Genomic DNA, 17,748 nt, shown 5'->3' with positions numbered 1-17,748 from the left:
CCCGCAGTCTCGAGCACTCGGTCAGGGCAGGAGGCCTGCCCGGCGCGCCTTCGAGACCGCCTCGTGCCTGGTATGGGCACCCAGCTTGGCCGCGGCACTGCGCAGATAACTCTTCACGGTCTCGGTCTTCAGGGAGAGGCGCTCTGCAGCAACGGCGTTCGAGCAACCGAGAGCGACCTGTGTGAGGACGTCGAGCTCGCGGGCAGTGAGGCGCACTGTGGCGTCCTCGCCGCCGACCAACCGCTCGGCCAGCCGCGTCAATTCGTCCTGCAGAGAGGGCGCGACACTCGCGAGCCGACGCAGTTCGGCATGCACCTCGCGGACCCGCTCCGACGTCGCTCCCAGCGAGGTTGCGGTCTCGTGCATCGACAGTCGACGGTCGACCTCGTCGCGGATGCGGAGTTCGTCGCCGATCCGGCGAGCCGCTGAGACCATCAGGTCCGCGGCGCGGCCGCCGACCGGCGCTCCTGACCTGTAGGCGCCGTAGAGCATCACGCGGGGGACGCCTTCGACGATGACCGGCACGGCGAGCACGGACTTGATGCCCTCGGACAACACGGGAGTGTCGTAGTCGTGGGTGATGGTCGCAGCGCTGCGGTAATCGGCGACTGACAGCGGCCGGCCGGCGACCATGCTCGCGCCGCCGAGGCCGGAACTCGCACGCACGACCAGGCCCCGCAGCAAGGAAGTTCTCGTTCCCACGAACTCGCTGAGCCGCAGTACGTCGCCCTGTACCTCGCCACCGAACAGCACCGGCACCCGGCCCTCGGTGGCTACTCTTCGCAGCTCGGCGCGCAGCACGTCGGCGTCGCGAGGCCTCGTCAGCGATGGCACGGATTCCCCTCTTTCGGGGGTAGCGGTCGGTCAGGTGTGACATAGATCCTAGTGGCCATGACCACGAACACCGATCGGTATCGCGCGGCACGTGACCACCTCGTCGAGACGATCGGTGACTACGCCACGGCCGTCGAGACGTTCGCGTGGCCCCGCATCACCGGTCAATTCAACTGGGCCACCGACTGGTTCGACGTCATCGCCCGTGGGCGCCCTCAGGACATCGCGCTGTGGATCGTCGAAGAGGACGGCAGCGAACAGAAGATCACGTTCGCCGACATGGCGGCGCGCTCCGATCAGGTGGCGACGTGGCTGCAGGGCCTCGGCGTCGGCAAGGGCGACCGGGTCATCCTGATGCTGGGCAACCAGCTCGAGCTGTGGGAGTCGATGCTCGCGATCGCCAAGCTCGGCGCCGTCATCATGCCGACGACGAGCGCGCTGGGCCCCGCCGATCTCGCCGATCGCATCGGCCGCGGCGGCGCCCGCGCCGTCATCGCGAACACCGCGGACACGGCCAAGTTCGATGCGGTCGAGGGCGGGTCCATGCGGGTGGTCGTCGGCGAACCCGTCACCGGATGGCACACCTACACCGACGCCTACTCCGTGCCCGCTCAGCCGTTCACCGCGTGCACCGAGGTCGGGGACACGAGCCTCGTCTACTTCACCTCGGGCACCACCAGCCGGCCGAAGCTCGTCGAGCATTCGCAGGTGAGCTACGCAGTCGGGCATCTGTCGACGATGGCGTGGCTCGGCGTGCGGCCCGGCGATGTGCACTTGGCGATCAGTTCGCCCGGGTGGGCCAAACATGCCTGGAGTTGCTTCTTCGCGCCGTGGATCGCCGAGGCGACGATCTTCGTCTACAACTACGCCCGCTTCGATGCCGCGGCGTTGCTGCACCAGCTGCGCCGCGCTCGCGTCAACACGTTCTGCGCGCCACCGACCGTGTGGCGCATGCTGATTCAGGCCGAGCTGGGTGCCAGACCCGAGGGGCTGCGAGAGATCCTCGGCGCGGGCGAACCACTGAACCCCGACGTGATCGCCCGGGTGGACACGGCGTGGGGCCTGACGATCCGCGACGGGTTCGGCCAGACCGAGACGACGCTGCAGGTCGGCAACACCCCCGGCCAACCCGTGAAGGCCGGCTCGATGGGCCGTCCGATGCCGGGGGTGCCGGTCGTCCTGGTCGATCCGCTGACCGGGGCGCGGGCCGAGGAAGGCGAGATCTGCCTCGATCTGGGGGCGGCCCCGCTGAACCTGATGACCGGATATCTGGACGACGAGAAGCGCAACACGCACGTGATGCGCGACGGCTACTACCACACCGGGGACGTGGCCAGCCGCGACGCGGACGGCTACATCACCTACATCGGCCGTACCGACGACGTGTTCAAGTCGTCGGACTACAAGGTGTCACCGTTCGAGCTGGAGAGCGTGCTCATCGAGCATCCGGCCGTCGTCGAGGCGGCTGTCGTGCCCGCCCCCGACGACACCCGGCTCGCCGTGCCGAAGGCGTACGTGGCGCTGGCAGAAGGATGGTCTGCCGATGCCGAAACAGCCAGGCAGATCATGCAATACAGTCGTGAGCACCTGGCGCCGTACCTGAAGGTGCGCCGCGTCGAATTCGCCGAGCTGCCGAAGACGATCTCGGGCAAGATCCGCCGCGTCGACCTGCGCCGCCGCGAGGAGGAGGCGTATGCCGCGGGTGCGCCCATCGAGACCGAACACCGATACGAGGATCTGTTGCCGTGACCGAGAGCTACGACGCCGGGCCCACCGGCACGCCGATCCTCGAGGAGACCATCGGTGCGAACCTGGAGCGCACCGCGGCCCGCCACGGTGACGTCGAGGCGCTCGTCGACGTCGCGCAGGGTCTGCGGTTCACCTACGCCGAGTTCAACGCCGAGGTCGACGTCGTCGCGCGCGGTCTGATGGCGAGGGGTATCGCCACGGGCGACCGCGTCGGGATCTGGGCGCCGAACTGTGCGCAGTGGACCATCGCGCAGTACGCCTGCGCCAAGGTGGGCGCGATCCTGGTCAACATCAACCCCGCCTACCGCACGCACGAACTTGCCTACGTGCTCAACCAGTCCGGAACGCGGCTGCTGATCGCGGCCACGTCGTTCAAGTCGTCGGACTACGTGTCGATGGTCGATAAGGTTCGCGCCGAAGCGCCGGTGCTGACCGATGTGGTGTTCATCGGCACCCCCGACTGGGACGCGCTGCGCGCCGGGGCGTCCGCGGTGGGCGCCGACGAGCTCGCCGCCCGCGGTGCCGCTCTCGACAACCGAGACCCGATCAACATCCAGTACACCTCGGGCACAACGGGTTTCCCCAAGGGGGCGACGCTGTCGCATCGCAACATCCTCAATAACGGCTACTTCACCACCGAACTCATCGGGCTCGGTCCCACGGACCGGCTCTGCATCCCGGTGCCGTTCTACCACTGCTTCGGCATGGTGATGGGGAACCTCGGCTGCACGAGCCACGGCACCACCATGGTGATTCCCGCGCCGGGGTTCGATCCCGAGTTGACGTTGAAAGCTGTTGAACAGGAACGCTGTACGGGGGTCTACGGTGTCCCGACGATGTTCATCGCGATGCAGAACCACCCGGACTTCGCGCGGTACGACCTGTCCGAGCTGCGCACCGGAATCATGGCGGGTTCGGTGTGCCCGGTGGAGGTGATGAAGCGCTGCATCGAGGACATGTCGATGTCGGAGGTGGCGATCGCCTACGGCATGACCGAGACATCGCCGGTGTCGTGCCAGACACTCGTCGACGACGACCTCGAGCGGCGCACGGCCACGATAGGGCGTGCGCATCCGCACGTCGAGATCAAGGTCGTCGACCCCGACACCGGCGAGACCGTCGAGCGCGGTGAGCCCGGCGAGTTCTGCACGCGCGGCTATTCGGTGATGCTCGGCTACTGGGACGACGACGACAAGACGGCGCAGGCCATCGATTCCGATGGCTGGATGCACACCGGCGATCTCGCGGTGATGCGCGAGGACGGTTACTGCACGATCGTCGGCCGCATCAAGGACATGGTGATCCGTGGCGGTGAGAACATCTACCCGCGCGAGATCGAGGAGTTCCTGTACACGCATCCCGACATCGAAGACGTGCAGGTCGTCGGTGTACCGGACGCGAGATACGGCGAGGAGATCTGCGCCTGGATCCGGATGCGACCCGGCCGGCCCGCGCTCGACGCGGCCGAGCTCCGCGCGTTCGCGTCGGAGGCTCTGGCGCACTACAAGATTCCACGTTACGTACACATCGTCGACGAGTTCCCGATGACCGTCACCGGCAAGGTGCGCAAGGTCGAGATGCGTGAGCGCAGCGTCGAGATCCTCGGCCTCTAGCGGAACTCGGAGAAGAAGGCGACGACGTCGTCGGTGAACAGTTCGGGCTGCTCGAACGCGGCGAAGTGGCCGCCGCGTGGCATCGTGGTCCACCGGGTGATGTTGTAGGTCTCCTCGCACCAGCGGCGTGACGCGCGCAGGATCTCTTTAGGGAATGATGCGGCGCCCGTGGGCAAGTCGACCCGGCCTGGGCTGCCGAACCTACCGAAGCTCTCCCAGTAGAGCCGGGCTGACGACGCCGCGCTGGCCGTCAGCCAGTAGAGCATCACGTTGTCGAGCATCTCGTCTTTGGTCAGCACGTTCTCCGGGTGCCCGTCGGAATCGGTCCAGGCCCAGAACTTCTCGACGATCCAAGCCATCTGACCGACGGGCGAGTCCGTGAGCCCGTAGCCCAGCGTCTGCGGTCGCGTCGACTGCTGCTTGGAATAACCGGTGCCCCACTGTTGGTGATCGGCATACGCCTCGAGGACCTCGCGCTCCTCCGGGGTGATATCGCTGGAGTCTTTGGGTGGTCGCCCGATCGGCATGTTGGTGTGGATCGCCACGCAGTGGCCCTTGTTGCGGCCGATCTGCGTGGTGACCGCAGACCCCCAGTCGCCGCCCTGGGCGCCGTAGCGCTGGTAGCCGAGGCGGACCATCAGCTCGTCCCACGCGGTCGCGATCCGCTCGACGCCCCAGCCGGTCGAGGTGGGTTTACCCGAGAAGCCGTAGCCGGGAAGTGACGGGCACACCACGTCGAACCCTGCGGCGGTCAGCGGTTCGATCACCTTGGTGAACTCGACGATCGATCCCGGCCAGCCGTGGGTGATCAGCAGCGGGAACGCATCATCGCGGCCACTGCGCTGGTGGATGAAATGGATCTGCAGACCGTCGATCTCGGTGGTGAACTGGTCGAACCGATTCAACAAGGCTTCCCTTGTCCGCCAGTCGTATTCGTCGCGCCAGTAGTCGGCCAGCTCCCGCGCATAGGCCAGCGGCAAACCCTGGCTCCAGTCCTGCACGCATTCCTGTTCGGGCCAGCGGGTGCGGCGCAGCCGTTCGTGGAGGTCGGCGAGGTCGGAGTCGGCGATGTCGATGCGGAACGGCGTGACGGCGGGCATGACTCATCCTGACACCGGGATAATCGGATCTCGTGTCCACCCCGACGCTCATCCTGCTCGCTGCGACCACGTTGGCGGCCTGCATCTGCCTGGGCGCTGCGCTCTACGAAGTGCTCGTCGTCGATCCGTACTGGCCGCGGCGCCCTGGACTGATCCAGTCGCGCAACGGCGGCATCGCCCGCGTCCGGTTCTGGCTGCCCGCCCCCGTGGTGTTCGAGGTGCTGCTCATCCTCACCCTGATCGTGACCTGGGGTGACTCCGCGATCGGGACCGCCCTGCTGGTGGCGCTGGTCAGCCACGCCGCGATGCGGCTGTGGGCGCTGTTCGACCTCATCCCGCGCGCCGCGGAGTTCGAACGCACCGACCCCGCCGACGTCGACGAGGCCGCGGCGGTGCGCTGGACGCGCCGCAACCTGCTGCGCGTGCCGCTGCTGCTCGTCACCTCCGGCGCCATGCTCACCGCCCTGGCACTGGCCTGAGTTCAGTCCTCGGGGAAGATCCGCGGCAACTCGGTGGCGCTGCCGGTGAAGTTCGGTGATCGCTTCTCCCGGAACGCCGCGACGCCTTCCTTGCCGTCGCCGATGGAGGTGTAGAACATCGCCAGCGAGTCACTGAGGTGGGCGTGCAGCGGTGATTCCGCGGCGCCGTTGCGGTAGAGCAGCTGCTTGGCCAGCGCCAGCGCCACAGGCGAACGCCCGGACACGTAGCTGCGGGCCAGCGCGACCGCATCGGTGACCAGCGAATCCGCCGGGTGCACCGAGCGCAGCAGCCGGCCACGCAGCGCGTCCTCGGCGGTGAGGATGTCGGCCGAGTACACCCAGTCCAGCGCCTGCTGGATGCCGACCAGCCGGGGCAGGAACCATGACGAACAGGCCTCGGGCACGATGCCCAGACGGCCGAAGACGAATCCGATGCGGGCGTTCTCCGACGCGAGCCGGATGTCCATGGCCAACGTCATGGTCGCGCCGATGCCGACCGCGGCGCCGTTGATCGCCGCGATGACGGGCTTGGGGAGCGCATGGATCGCGAGGGTGACGCGGCCGCCGGTGTCGCGGATGCCGCTGTGCAGCGGCTCGCTCGCGTAGTCGGCCCGCATCTGTTCGGGGGTGGGCGCCAGACCCTCGTCGAGACCGAACACGTTGCCGTCGGCGGAGAGGTCCATTCCTGCACAGAACGCGCGGCCGGCGCCGGTGACGACGACGGCGCGGATCGCGTCGTCGTAAGCGTCGACGGCGAAGAACTGCTCCAGTTCCCGGGCCATCGTCACGGAGAAGGCGTTGAGCTGCTCGGGCCGCGAGAGCGTCAGGAGAGCGACCCCGTCGGCGTCGACGGTGCACTGGAGCGTTTCGTAGTCCACGTCGGTGAGGCTACCGACCGCCCGTGGCGGACTCATGCTTCGAGTTCGCCGAGCAACTTTCGCTCGATCGCCGCGCGGGTGGCGACCGGCAGGACGAGCAGTCCGGCCAGCTCCTTCTGCGCACGGCCATAGGCGTTTTGGCGTTCCTGCGGAGTGGCGGCGTCGTCGGCGGCCAACCGCAGCAGGTGCTGGGCGCGGGCCAGGCGGTCCTGGTCGTCGGCGGAGAAGTCGCTGCGCCGCCGTCGGGTCGCTTCGGCCTCGGCGGCATCGAACGCGGCGACGTAGTCGCCGACCGCGTCGCGATACGCGGCCACGGCGTCACGGTCGCCGAGGATCTCGTCGGGGTGCGCGGGCCGCAGGAGGTCCGCCCGGCTCTTCGCCCTGTGGAATGCCAGGGTCAGCGGTTCGCGCATGTCGGTCATGACGGGGAAGTCCAGCAGTTTGGCGACATCCATCTCGTAGGAGAGCCACCGCGCGTCGGTGGCGTCGTGACGCTCGAGGACCTTGCTCAGCTCGCGGCGCCGGTTCTCCCCGGTGGACTGTCCGGCGGCCTTCTCCCTGGCGAGCGCGACTTTCGTCTCCTGCTTGATCCGGTACCGCTCGAGCCGCCGTTGGGCGCGGCGCTCGTTGGCGGCCGAGATTCCGCGCGCAGCCCCGCCGATCACCCCGCCGAGCGGAAAGACCAGCCACCAGTAGTTGCCGGCGAACTGCAACAGCGCCTCCACATGCCCAGAATGCCACCGGCCGATGTGGTGGGATTGGCCGATGTCGGATGTGTCCCCGGATCCCGGTGCCGAAGATCGCGCTCCCGAGCTCGCGGTCATCGCCCGCGGGCTCACCCTGCGGGGCCCGTGGGGGCCGGTGTACGGCCCCGTGGATCTCGACGTCACCGCCGGCGGGGTGACGGTCATGGTGTGCCCCGCGGGGTCGGGACGCACCGCGCTGTCGATGACGCTCGCCGGGCGGATGCGTCCGACATCGGGCTCCCTGACGGTGTTCGGACGGACGTCGGCCCGCGACATCTTCGCCGTCGCCGCTCTGGCCGGCATCGACGAACTGGACACCGTGGCCGAGTCGGTCACCGTGGGGGATCTCATCACCGAGCAACTGCGCTGGGATGCGCCGTGGTACAAGCTCATTGGCCGCGCCGACGATGACGACCTGGTGCGCGTGTGCGGGCCCGTGTTCGGGGAGCTGCCGCTGCCGCCGCGCTCGGAGTTCGTCGAGGAGCTCACCGAACTCGACGGTCTGTTGCTGCGCATCGCTCTGGCCAACACACGCCGCCCCGAACTGCTCGTCGTCGGCAATCTCGAACAGGTCACCAGCGACCGGCAGCGCGATCTGCTGGTGGATCGCCTGGTCGATCTGGGCCGGGCGCAGACGGTGCTGACCGCGAGCGTCAACGGGGTGGCCGCGCGCCCCGGCCTCCGGGAGGTCCCGGTGGCCAACGTCTCCCGTGCCGAGCTGGCGGCACATCCGAAAGGTGGGATCTAGTGGTGCTGGCCGGTTTGTCACTGGGCACGGATCTCAAGCGGTACACGCACGGGCTGATGCCGCGGATCGCACTCGTCACGATCATCGTGCTGCCGCTGCTCTACGGCGCGATGTATCTGTGGGCGTTCTGGAATCCGTTCGCCGAAGTCGGCAAGGTGCCCGTCGCGTTGGTCAACGCCGACCGCGGCGCGCAGGTGCAGGGCGCGCAGGTGCGTGCCGGCGACGAGGTCGCGCGGGCGCTGCTCGACTCCGGTCAGCTGGACCTGACCGAGGTGTCTGCGCAGGAGGCGGCCGACGGGGTCGCCGACGGCCGCTTCTACTTCTCGATCACGTTGCCGGAGAACTTCTCCGAGCTGGTGGGCTCGCCATCGGGACCCCGTCCGGCGCAGGCCCCGCTGCAGTTCACGTTCAACGACGCCAACAATTACCTCGGCACGGTCATCGGACAGAATGCCTCGCGCGAGATCCTCAACCAGGTCAACGCGAAGATCGGCGAACGCGGTATCGGCACCGTCGTGAACGGGCTGGCCGCCGCCGGCACGGGTCTGGATCAGGCGGCCGGTGGGGCCGAACAGCTGGCGGATGGTCTGGTCACGGCCGACGACGGCGCCCATCGCCTCGCCGGCGGCGCGGACACGTTGACGTCGGGTCTGCGCACGGCGCAGGCGGGATCGACACAGTTGGCCGCGGGCACCCGGCGTCTGAGTGGAGCCGTCGACACCGCGACGGCACCGCTGCTGGATGTGCTCGACCGCGTGGGCGCGTTGGGCCTGAACCCCGACGAGGTCGCCGGCGCCGCGCAGCATCTGTCCGGTGCGGTTCGGTCGACGACGGACCGGATCGCCGCGCTGAACGTCACCAGTGCGCAGGCGGCCGCGATCGTCGACCAGGCCGTCGGGTTCCTGCAGAACAATCCCGATCCGGCGGTGCGCGACGCCGGGCAGGCCCTCGCCGGCGCGCAGCGGCTGCTGCGCGCCCAGGGCATCGATCCCACCACCGACGACGGGCTCGTCCGGCTGCGCGACAGCGCCGCCACGCTGGAGGGGGAACTGGGCGACCCCAACAGCCGGTTGCGGACATTCCTGACGCGTGCACTGAACGGCGGTCTGCGCGCCGACGTCGCGCAGCTGCGCGACGGCGTGCACCAATTGGATTCCGGTGCGCGGCGTCTCGACGCCGGACTCGGTCAGCTGGCCGCCGGCGGCAATCAATTGTCTTCGGGCGCGCATCAACTCGCCGATGGCACGGCGCAGCTGCGCACCGGCGGTCAGGAGTTGGCGACCCGCCTGCGTCAGGGCGCGGAGCAGATCCCGGCGTGGAACCCCCAACAGCGCACCGAGGTCGCGCGCACGCTGGCCGCTCCGACCGAACTCGAGCTGCGCAACACCCATCCCGCCCCGACGTTCGGCACCGGTTTCGCGCCGTTCTTCCTGCCGCTGGCACTGTTCATCGGTGCGCTGATCGTGTGGATGTTGTTGACGCCATTGCAGTCCCGGCCCATCGTGAACGGTCTGGGCGCTCTGCGGGTGGTGCTGGCATCGTACTGGCCCGGCTTGCTGATCGTCGTCTGCCAGGTGGTGGTGATGTATGTGGTCGTGCACTTCGGGGTCGGACTCCACGCCACCTACCCGCTGGCCACGGTCGCGTTCCTCGCATTGGTCGCCGGCGCCTTCCTGGCGTTGATCCAGGCGTTCAACGCGGTGCTCGGCGTCGCGGTCGGCCGCGTCGCGACCCTGGCGTTCCTGATGCTGCAGCTGGTGTCGGCGGGCGGGATCTATCCGGTCGAGACCACCGCGAAACCCTTCCAGATCCTGCACCCCTTCGACCCGATGACCTACGCGGTCAACGGGTTACGCCAGCTGATCGTCGGCGGGGTGGATGCTCGGTTGTGGACGGCGATCGCGGTCCTCTCGGCGGTGCTGCTGGCGTCGCTGGCGGCCAGCTCGTGGGCGGCGCGGCGCAACAGGCAGTACACGATGGAGCGGTTGCATCCGCCGATCGAGGTGTGAGGTGAGCCGTGACGACGATCGACGGCTGAAGGATTTCGCCGGCGCGGTGGTGCTGCTGCTCCTGCAGGGATTCTGTTGGCGCGCAGCCATGTTCCATTCCCACGGTGCTGGCCCCGTGCTGCGCTACGGCGGCTTCGCCGTGCTGATGCTCACCCTCGCCGGGGCGGTCTGGCAGGTGGCCAGGACGCGTCCTGCCGCATGGCTCGCACTCGGCGGGCTGGCGCTGCAGGTGGTGCTCGGCGCACTCACGCTCGTCGTGTGAGAAGTCAGGGCAGGCCGATGCGGCTGTACCGCGCGATGCGGGCTTCCAGCCGCTCGAGGGCGGGCACTGCCCGCAAGGAGTGCAGCTCCGCGGCGATGGTGTCCGACAGGCGGCCGATGAAGGCGCGGGGTTCGTCGGCGGCGTCGGGATGTTCGGGGACGATCGCGTCGACGATGCCGCTGCGCAACAGGTCGGCGGAGCGTATTCCCTGTGCCGCAGCCAATTCGGGGGCGTGGTCGACGTCGCGGTAGACGATCGCGCTGGCCCCCTCGGGCGGGAGCGGCGCGAGCCAGCCGTGCAGCGCGGCGATCACGCGGTCGGCCGGCGCCATCGCCAGGGCGGGGCCGCCGCTGCCCTGCCCCAGCAGGATCGACACGGTCGGGGTGTCCAGCATGACCAGATCGGCGAGGCAGCGCGCGATCTCCCCGGCCAGGCCGTCCTCCTCGGCCTCCACCGACAGCGCGGGTCCTGCCGTGTCGATGACGAGCACCAGCGGCAGCTGCAGACCGGCCGCGAGCGCCATGCCGCGCCGCGCCTCACGCAGCGCGACTGGGCCCACCACGCCACCAACGACATGCTGCTGACCGAGCACGACGGCGGGCTGGCCGCCGAAGCGGGCCAGCGCCAGCAGCGTCGTCGCTCCCTCGCCCTGCCCGGTGCCCGACAGCAGGACCCGCTCCGTGGAGCCGTGGCGCAGCAGAGCGCCGACTCCGGGCCGATCCGGCCGCCGGGAGATCTCCACCGAGTCCCAGGCGGGCACGTCGGGCAGCGGCTCGGACGGGGGAGCGGGTGGCGCTGTGCCCGGCGGATCGGACACCACGGTCAGCGTGCGGTCGATGGTCGCGCGCAGGACATCGAGCGGCACGACGGCGTCGATGACGCCGTGGCGCCGGAGGTTCTCCGCGGTCTGCACCCCGGCCGGAAACGGTTCGCCGTACAGGTGCTCGTAGACCCGTGGGCCGAGGAACCCGATCAGCGCGCCCGGTTCGGCCGCGGTGACGTGGCCGAGGGAGCCCCACGACGCGAACACGCCACCCGTCGTCGGGTGCCGCAGATACACCAGGTAGGGCAGATGGGCCTGCTTGTGCTGCTGTACGGCGGCGGTGATCTTGACCATCTGCAGGAAGGCCACGGTGCCCTCCTGCATGCGGGTGCCACCCGAACTGGGGGAAGCCAGCAGCGGCAGCCGCTCGGCGGTGGCCCGGTGCACCGCCGCGACGATGCGTTCCGCGGCGGCCACCCCGATGGAACCGGCGAGGAACTCGAACTCGCACACGATGAGCGCGACCCGGCGGCCCATCACCCGGCCCTCGCCGGTGAGCACCGACTCGTCGAGCCCGGTGGCCGCGCTGGCAGTGCTCAATTCATGACGATAGGTGTCCGACATCGGCACCTGCAGGGGCGCGGAGTCCCAGCTCACGAACGATTCCTCGTCGAGAACGGCGTCGCGCAGCTCGAGGGCGCGGATCCGGCTCACAGCTCGAGGCTAATAGGCTGGGCCCATGATTGAAGCCACCCGTGACGGCCATGTGCTGACTCTCGAGATGCAGCGTCCGGAGCGGCGCAACGCCCTGAACTCCGAACTCGTCGACGGTCTGCGCGAGGCGATCGAGAAAGCCGGCACCGAGGACGTCCGCGCGATCGTGCTCACCGGAGGCGGGCACGTCTTCAGCTCGGGCGCCGATCTGTCGGGTGGCCAGGGCGTCGCCGATGAGCTGCCCGACAAGGCGCGGGCCCTCAATCTGGCGATCGACCGGGCGCCGGTGCCCGTGATCGGCGCGGTCAACGGCCCGGCGATCGGCGCCGGGGTGATCCTGTCGATGATCTGCGATCTGCGGGTGGTGGCGCCGGAGGCCTACTTCCAGTTCCCGGTCGCCAAGTACGGCATCGCGCTGGACAACTGGAGCATCCGGCGGCTGACCTCACTCGTCGGTGCCGGCCGGGCACGCGGCATGCTGCTGGCCGCCGAGCGGCTCACCTCGGAGGCGGCGCTGCAGACCGGGATGGCCAACCGCATCGGCACGCTGGCCGACGCGCAGGCCTGGGCGCAGGAGATCGCCGGTTACGCGCCGCTGGCCCTTCAGCACGCCAAGCGGGTGCTCAATGACGACGGCGCCTACGAGGATCCGTGGCCCACGCACCAGGAGCTGTTCGACAAGGCGTGGAAAAGCCACGACATCATCGAGGCGCAGGTGGCCCGCATCGAGAAGCGCGCGCCGAAATTCCTGGGCGCCTGATGTTCGCCGCGGCGCTGCGCTTCGGGTTCGGGACAGCCTCTCTGCTGGGTGCCGGTTGGGTGCTGCGGGCGCTGCAGGGCACCTCGGCATCGTTGGGCGCCACGCCCGCCGAGATCGCTCCGGTGGCCCGGCGCTCGCCGCAGTACCGCGACGGCAAGTTCGTCAACCTGGAGCCCCCGTCGGGTATGACGATGGACCGGCAGGCGCAGCGCACCCTGCTGCGCGATCTGGCCAACGCCGGCTCCTCGGGTAAGCCGCCGGGGCCGATCCCGATCGCCGTCCCGCCGGCGGTGCATCCGGAGGCCCAGACGGCCGCCGCGAGCTGGTACGGCCACTCCAGCTCGCTGATCGAGGTGGACGGCTACCGCGTGTTGGCCGACCCCGTCTGGAGTCGGCGGTGTTCGCCGTCGCGTGCCGTCGGTCCCGAGCGCATGCACGAGGTGCCGCTGCTGATCGAAGCGTTGCCCGCGGTGGACGCGATCGTCATCAGCCACGACCACTACGACCATCTCGACATCGACACCGTCATCGCGCTCACCCACAGCCAGCGGGCGCCGTTCCTGGTGCCGTTGGGCATCGGCGCGCATCTGCGCAAGTGGGGCATTCCGGAGAGCCGCATCGTCGAACTCGACTGGCACGAATCCCACCGCATCGGGGATCTGACGCTGGTCTGCACGCCGGCCCGGCATTTCTCCGGCCGGCTCTTCACCCGCGACACCACGCTGTGGGCGTCGTGGGTCGTCATGGGGCCGAAGCATCGCGCGTTCTTCGGCGGTGACACCGGATACACCAAGAGTTTCGCCGAGATCGGCGCCGAGTTCGGGCCGTTCGACCTGACGCTGCTTCCGATCGGCGCGTATCACCCCGCGTTCTCGGACATCCACATGAACCCCGAGGACGCGGTGCGCGCGCACCTCGACATGACCGAGGGCGGGTTGATGATGCCGATCCACTGGGCGACGTTCCGGTTGGCGCCGCATCCGTGGGCCGAACCGGCGGAGCGGCTGGTGGTGGCCGCCGACGCCGAAGGCGTGCGGATCGCGGTGCCCATCCCCGGCGGCCGGGTGGACGGCGAGTCGGACTTCGATCCGTGGTGGCGGTTCTAGCGGACCGCCGCGGGTTACCGTTTCGATCATGAAGCTGGCCGTGCTCGCCGTGCTGTCCCTGCTGGCCGCCGGCTGCGGCGCCGGACCCTCGTCGAATCCGACGACGACGGCGTCGCCCCCGAGTCAGAGCGCCGACACACCCCCGCCGTTGGTGCCGGCGATGCCGCTGCCCGAGGGCGCGGTCGAGGGCGCGGTGGCCGAGCTCGACGAGCTCGCCGAGGAGTTGATGACGTCCTCGCGCATTCCCGGGATGGCCGTCGCCGTGGTTCACGGTGGAAAGACCGTGTACGCGAAGGGTTTCGGCAGGAAAGATCTGACCCGCCCCGACGGCTCGGAGAACGCCGTCGGACCGGACACCGTGTTCCAGCTGGCGTCCGTGTCGAAATCACTGTCGGCCTCGGTGGTGGCCCACGAGGTCGGAGTCAAGACCGTCGACTGGAACACCCCGATCGTGTCGAAGCTGCCGTGGTTCGAGCTCGCCGATCCGGCCGTCACCTCGATGGTCTCGATCGGCGACATGATGTCGCACCGCTCCGGGCTGCCCGACCATGCCGGCGACCTGCTCGAGGATCTGGGCAACGACCGCAGGCAGGTCTTGGAGAAACTGCGCGACTATCCGCTCGACCCGTTCCGAATCTCGTACGCCTACACCAACTTCGGATTCACCGCGGGTGCCGAGGCGGCAGCGGCAGCCGCGACCAAGCCGTGGGAAGACCTCGCCACCGATGTGCTGTTCCGTCCGCTCGGCATGACGACGGCCAGCTACCGCTTCGCCGACTACGCCCGCCGTCCCGATCGCGCGATCGGCCACATCCGCATCGACGGCACCTACCGGCCGCAGTTCGTCCGCGACGCCGACGCCCAAGCTCCCGCCGGCGGGGCCAGCGCCTCGGTGACCGACATGACGCACTGGCTGGCGATGGTGCTGGGTAACGGGACCTACGAGGGCCGGCAGGTGATCGACCCGGCGGCGCTGCTCCCCGCGCTGACCCCCCAGTCGGTGTCCAGCCCGGCCACCGAGCCGGCGATGCGCACGGGCTTCTACGGGTTCGGCTTCAACGTGGGGACCACGTCGGCGGCGCGCACCGAGCTGAGCCACTCCGGCGCGTTCGAACTGGGCGCGGGCACGAACATCCTGATCCTCCCGTCGGCCGATGTGGCGATCGTCGCGCTCACCAACGCGACGCCGACCGGGGTGCCCGAGACGCTGACCGCCGAGTTCGCCGACCTGGTGCAGTTCGGCGAGATCAGGCAGGACTGGCGCAGCCTGTATGCGAAGGCATTCGAGAAGATCGACGCCCCGACGGGATCTCTGTCCGGCAAGCAGCCCCCCGCCGACCCCGCGCCGCCTGCTCCGCTGGCGAATTATCTGGGGACCTATCGGAACGACTTCTGGGGTCCGGCCACCGTGACCGAAGCCGACGGCGCGCTGAGACTCCGGATCGGAGCGAACCTCGATGTGCCGCTGCGGCATTGGAACGGCAACACATTCGCCTACGACTTCATCACCGAGAACGCGCCACCGGGCACGGTGGCGTCGGCGACGTTCGACGGTCCGCGTCTGACGCTCGACTACTACAACGCCGAGGGCAAGGGAGTGTTCACCCGGTGACCACAGGTCTGTCCGATGCCGAGGTCGCCCAGCGCATCGCCGCGGGCAAGACCAACGACGTGCCGACCCGCGCCGCGCGCAGCGTCTCGGAGATCATCCGCGGCAACGTGTTCACCCGCATCAATGCGATCCTCGGTGTGCTGTTGGTCATCGTGCTGTCGACGGGGTCGGTGATCAACGGTGCCTTCGGCCTGCTGATCATTGCCAACAGCGGGATCGGCATCATCCAGGAGCTTCGGGCCAAGCGCACCCTGGACAAGCTCGCGATCGTCGGGCAGGCGAAACCCTTGGTGCGGAGGCTTTCCGGCACGGCGCCGCTCCCGCCGAGCGAGGTGGTCCTCGACGATCTGATCGAACTCGGTCCTGGCGACCAGATCATCGTCGACGGTGACGTCGTCGAGGCGGCGAACCTCGAGATCGACGAATCGCTGCTGACCGGTGAAGCCGATGCGATCGCCAAACACCCCGGTGAGCACGTGATGTCGGGCAGCTTCGTGGTGGCCGGCAGCGGCGTCTACCGCGCCACCAAGGTGGGGCGGGAGGCGTACGCCGCCAAGCTCGCCGAGGAGGCCAGCAAGTTCACGCTGGTGAAGTCCGAACTGCGGAGCGGCATCAACAAGATCCTGCAGTTCATCACCTATCTGTTGGTGCCGGCCGGCGCGCTGATCATCTACACCCAGTTGTTCACCACCGATGCGGGCTGGCAGGAATCCGTGCTGCGCATGGTCGGTGCGCTGGTGCCGATGGTGCCGGAGGGCCTGGTGTTGATGACGTCGATCGCATTCGCCGTCGGCGTTGTCCGCTTGGGGCGGCGGCAGTGTCTGGTCAACGAGCTGCCCGCCATCGAAGGCCTGGCCCGGGTGGACGTGGTGTGCGCGGACAAGACGGGCACGCTCACCGAGAACGGCATGCGGGTCAGCGAGGTCGAGCCGCTGGACGGTAGCGAGGTCACCGAGGTGCTGGCCCAGTTCGCCGCCGACGACGCCAGGCCCAACGCCAGCATGGCTGCCATCGCCGAGGCCTACCGCATGCCGCCCGGTTGGCGGGCCACCGCGACCGCGCCGTTCAAGTCGGCCACCAAGTGGAGCGGCGCGTCGTACGGCGAGCACGGGAACTGGGTCATCGGGGCGCCGGACGTGCTGCTCGACCCGGCGTCGCCGGCGGCCGCGCAGGCCGAGCAGATCGGTGCCCAGGGTCTGCGCGTGCTGCTGCTGGGCTCCAGTGACGTGCCGGTCGACGATCCGCAGGCACCGGGTTCGGTGACCCCGGCCGCGCTGGTGGTGCTGGAGCAGCGCGTTCGGCCCGATGCCCGCGACACCCTCGACTACTTTGCCTCCCAACGGGTCTCGGTCAAGGTGATCTCCGGGGACAACGCGGTGTCGGTGGGCGCGGTGGCGTCCTCCCTGGGTTTGGCGGGCGAGACGATGGACGCGCGCCGACTGCCCACCGAGGACGACCGCCTGGCCGACACGCTGGAGGAGTGCACGACGTTCGGCAGGGTGCGGCCTGACCAGAAGCGGGCGATGGTGCGTGCGCTGCAGTCGCGGGGGCACACCGTCGCGATGACGGGCGACGGAGTCAACGACGTGCTGGCGCTCAAGGACGCCGATATCGGCGTCGCGATGGGGTCCGGAAGCTCGGCATCTCGCGCGGTGGCGCAGATCGTGTTGCTGGACAACAAGTTCGCCACCCTGCCCTACGTGGTGGGGGAGGGCCGTCGGGTGATCGGCAACATCGAACGGGTCTCCAACCTGTTCCTGACCAAGACCGTCTACTCGGTGCTGCTCGCGGTGCTCGTGGGTGTGGCCGGCCTGTCGGCCAAGATCTTCGGCACCGATCCGCTCCTGTTCCCGTTCCAGCCGATCCACGTCACGATCGCGGCCTGGTTCACGATCGGGGTGCCGGCGTTCATCCTGTCGCTGGCGCCCAACGCCGAACGCGCGCACACCGGGTTCGTCCGCCGGGTGATGACCGCGGCATTGCCCTCGGGCCTGGTGGTCGGGATCGCCACGTTTGTGTCGTATCTGCTGGCCTATCAGGGGCGGGCCGCCACTGCGGTCGAGCAGACGCAGGCCTCGACCGCGGCGCTCATCACGCTGCTGGTGTCGGCGCTGTGGGTGCTGGCCGTGGTGGCCCGGCCCTACGAATGGTGGCGGGTGGCGTTGGTCGCCGTGTCCGCCTTGGCCTACGTGCTGATCTTCAGCCTGCCGGCGGCCTGGAAGCTGTTCCTGCTCGACCCGACGAACCTGACGACCACGTCGACCGCGCTGGCCATCGGGCTGGTCGGGGCGGCCGCGGTCGAGGTGATCTGGTGGGTGCAGGGCAGGGTCCTCGGCGAAACCCGCAGGCTGTGGCGTTCGCCAGAACGGTAAAGT

15 protein-coding genes are annotated in these 17,748 nt (G+C 69.2%); 10 read left to right on the top strand and 5 right to left on the bottom strand.

Annotated features, from left to right (window positions below; genetic code table 11):
• Positions 1 to 21 precede the first annotated feature (21 nt).
• Entirely contained in the window at positions 22 to 834 is an 813-nt protein-coding gene (locus tag DMB80_RS20600; RefSeq protein WP_111511570.1) for a helix-turn-helix transcriptional regulator, read from the bottom strand.
• 57 nt (positions 835 to 891) lie between these two features.
• On the opposite strand from DMB80_RS20600, the gene DMB80_RS20595 reads away from it, so the two are divergent.
• Entirely contained in the window at positions 892 to 2,583 is a 1,692-nt protein-coding gene (locus DMB80_RS20595) for an AMP-binding protein (RefSeq protein WP_111511569.1), read from the top strand.
• Positions 2,580 to 4,196 carry an AMP-binding protein gene (locus DMB80_RS20590; protein ID WP_111511568.1) on the top strand — a complete coding sequence of 539 codons (1,617 nt, stop codon included), beginning with the start codon at positions 2,580 to 2,582 and terminating at the stop codon, positions 4,194 to 4,196. The genes DMB80_RS20595 and DMB80_RS20590 overlap by 4 nt, the downstream gene beginning before the upstream one ends.
• Here the strand turns inward: DMB80_RS20590 and DMB80_RS20585 are convergent.
• Entirely contained in the window at positions 4,193 to 5,296 is a 1,104-nt protein-coding gene (locus DMB80_RS20585; RefSeq protein WP_111511567.1) for an epoxide hydrolase family protein, read from the bottom strand. The two genes, DMB80_RS20590 and DMB80_RS20585, sit on opposite strands and share 4 nt — an antisense overlap.
• A 32-nt stretch (positions 5,297 to 5,328) precedes the next feature.
• Between DMB80_RS20585 and DMB80_RS20580 the strand changes: the two genes are divergently transcribed.
• Positions 5,329 to 5,775 carry a hypothetical protein gene (locus DMB80_RS20580; protein WP_048423950.1) on the top strand — a complete coding sequence of 149 codons (447 nt, stop codon included), beginning with the start codon at positions 5,329 to 5,331 and terminating at the stop codon, positions 5,773 to 5,775.
• Positions 5,776 to 5,777: 2 nt separating this feature from the next.
• Here the strand turns inward: DMB80_RS20580 and DMB80_RS20575 are convergent, their stop codons facing one another.
• Positions 5,778 to 6,653, bottom strand: coding sequence for a crotonase/enoyl-CoA hydratase family protein (locus DMB80_RS20575; RefSeq protein ID WP_111511589.1), 876 nt, complete (start codon positions 6,651 to 6,653; stop codon positions 5,778 to 5,780).
• A gap of 32 nt (positions 6,654 to 6,685) precedes the next feature.
• A complete protein-coding gene (locus tag DMB80_RS20570; RefSeq protein ID WP_111511566.1) occupies positions 6,686 to 7,378 on the bottom strand; it encodes a hypothetical protein in 693 nt (230 codons plus the stop codon).
• Positions 7,379 to 7,418: 40 nt separating this feature from the next.
• Here DMB80_RS20570 and DMB80_RS20565 point away from each other — a divergent pair, with 40 nt between their 5' ends.
• From DMB80_RS20565 to DMB80_RS20555, 3 genes are read left to right on the top strand one after another with little or no spacing between them, the layout of a single operon-like run.
• On the top strand, positions 7,419 to 8,147 hold the full coding sequence (locus DMB80_RS20565) for a P-loop NTPase family protein (RefSeq protein WP_111511565.1): 729 nt from the start codon (positions 7,419 to 7,421) through the stop codon (positions 8,145 to 8,147).
• Positions 8,147 to 10,156, top strand: coding sequence for a YhgE/Pip domain-containing protein (locus DMB80_RS20560; protein WP_111511564.1), 2,010 nt, complete (start codon positions 8,147 to 8,149; stop codon positions 10,154 to 10,156). Before DMB80_RS20565 ends, DMB80_RS20560 begins: the two co-directional genes overlap by 1 nt.
• A 1-nt stretch (position 10,157) precedes the next feature.
• On the top strand, positions 10,158 to 10,418 hold the full coding sequence (locus DMB80_RS20555; RefSeq protein WP_111511563.1) for a hypothetical protein: 261 nt from the start codon (positions 10,158 to 10,160) through the stop codon (positions 10,416 to 10,418).
• 4 nt (positions 10,419 to 10,422) lie between these two features.
• Here the strand turns inward: DMB80_RS20555 and DMB80_RS20550 are convergent, their stop codons facing one another.
• Complete coding sequence (locus DMB80_RS20550; RefSeq protein ID WP_111511562.1) at positions 10,423 to 11,895, bottom strand: acetyl-coenzyme A carboxylase carboxyl transferase subunits beta/alpha; 1,473 nt, start codon at positions 11,893 to 11,895, stop codon at positions 10,423 to 10,425.
• Positions 11,896 to 11,920: 25 nt separating this feature from the next.
• Between DMB80_RS20550 and DMB80_RS20545 the strand changes: the two genes are divergently transcribed.
• From DMB80_RS20545 to DMB80_RS20530, 4 genes are read left to right on the top strand one after another with little or no spacing between them, the layout of a single operon-like run.
• On the top strand, positions 11,921 to 12,655 hold the full coding sequence (locus DMB80_RS20545) for an enoyl-CoA hydratase (protein ID WP_111511561.1): 735 nt from the start codon (positions 11,921 to 11,923) through the stop codon (positions 12,653 to 12,655).
• A complete protein-coding gene (locus tag DMB80_RS20540) occupies positions 12,655 to 13,761 on the top strand; it encodes an MBL fold metallo-hydrolase (protein WP_111511560.1) in 1,107 nt (368 codons plus the stop codon). Before DMB80_RS20545 ends, DMB80_RS20540 begins: the two co-directional genes overlap by 1 nt.
• A gap of 28 nt (positions 13,762 to 13,789) precedes the next feature.
• A complete protein-coding gene (locus tag DMB80_RS20535) occupies positions 13,790 to 15,373 on the top strand; it encodes a serine hydrolase (RefSeq protein WP_111511559.1) in 1,584 nt (527 codons plus the stop codon).
• On the top strand, positions 15,370 to 17,745 hold the full coding sequence (locus DMB80_RS20530) for an HAD-IC family P-type ATPase (RefSeq protein ID WP_111511558.1): 2,376 nt from the start codon (positions 15,370 to 15,372) through the stop codon (positions 17,743 to 17,745). Before DMB80_RS20535 ends, DMB80_RS20530 begins: the two co-directional genes overlap by 4 nt.
• Positions 17,746 to 17,748: the final 3 nt, after the last annotated feature.

Origin of the sequence: Mycobacterium kyogaense (assembly GCF_003254575.1) — a bacterium.
GTDB classification, from domain to species: domain Bacteria; phylum Actinomycetota; class Actinomycetes; order Mycobacteriales; family Mycobacteriaceae; genus Mycobacterium; species Mycobacterium kyogaense.
This window is presented reverse-complemented; position numbering and strand designations above follow the sequence as displayed.

Excerpts from the sequence above, each read along its gene's own strand:
- DMB80_RS20535 (WP_111511559.1), top strand. The coding sequence starts at position 13,790 with ATGAAGCTGGCCGTGCTCGCCGTGCTGTCCCTGCTGGCCGCCGGCTGC.
- DMB80_RS20565 (WP_111511565.1), top strand. The coding sequence starts at position 7,419 with ATGTCGGATGTGTCCCCGGATCCCGGTGCCGAAGATCGCGCTCCCGAG.
- DMB80_RS20585 (WP_111511567.1), bottom strand. The coding sequence starts at position 5,296 with ATGCCCGCCGTCACGCCGTTCCGCATCGACATCGCCGACTCCGACCTC.
- DMB80_RS20595 (WP_111511569.1), top strand. The coding sequence starts at position 892 with ATGACCACGAACACCGATCGGTATCGCGCGGCACGTGACCACCTCGTC.
- DMB80_RS20545 (WP_111511561.1), top strand. The coding sequence starts at position 11,921 with ATGATTGAAGCCACCCGTGACGGCCATGTGCTGACTCTCGAGATGCAG.
- DMB80_RS20540 (WP_111511560.1), top strand. The coding sequence starts at position 12,655 with ATGTTCGCCGCGGCGCTGCGCTTCGGGTTCGGGACAGCCTCTCTGCTG.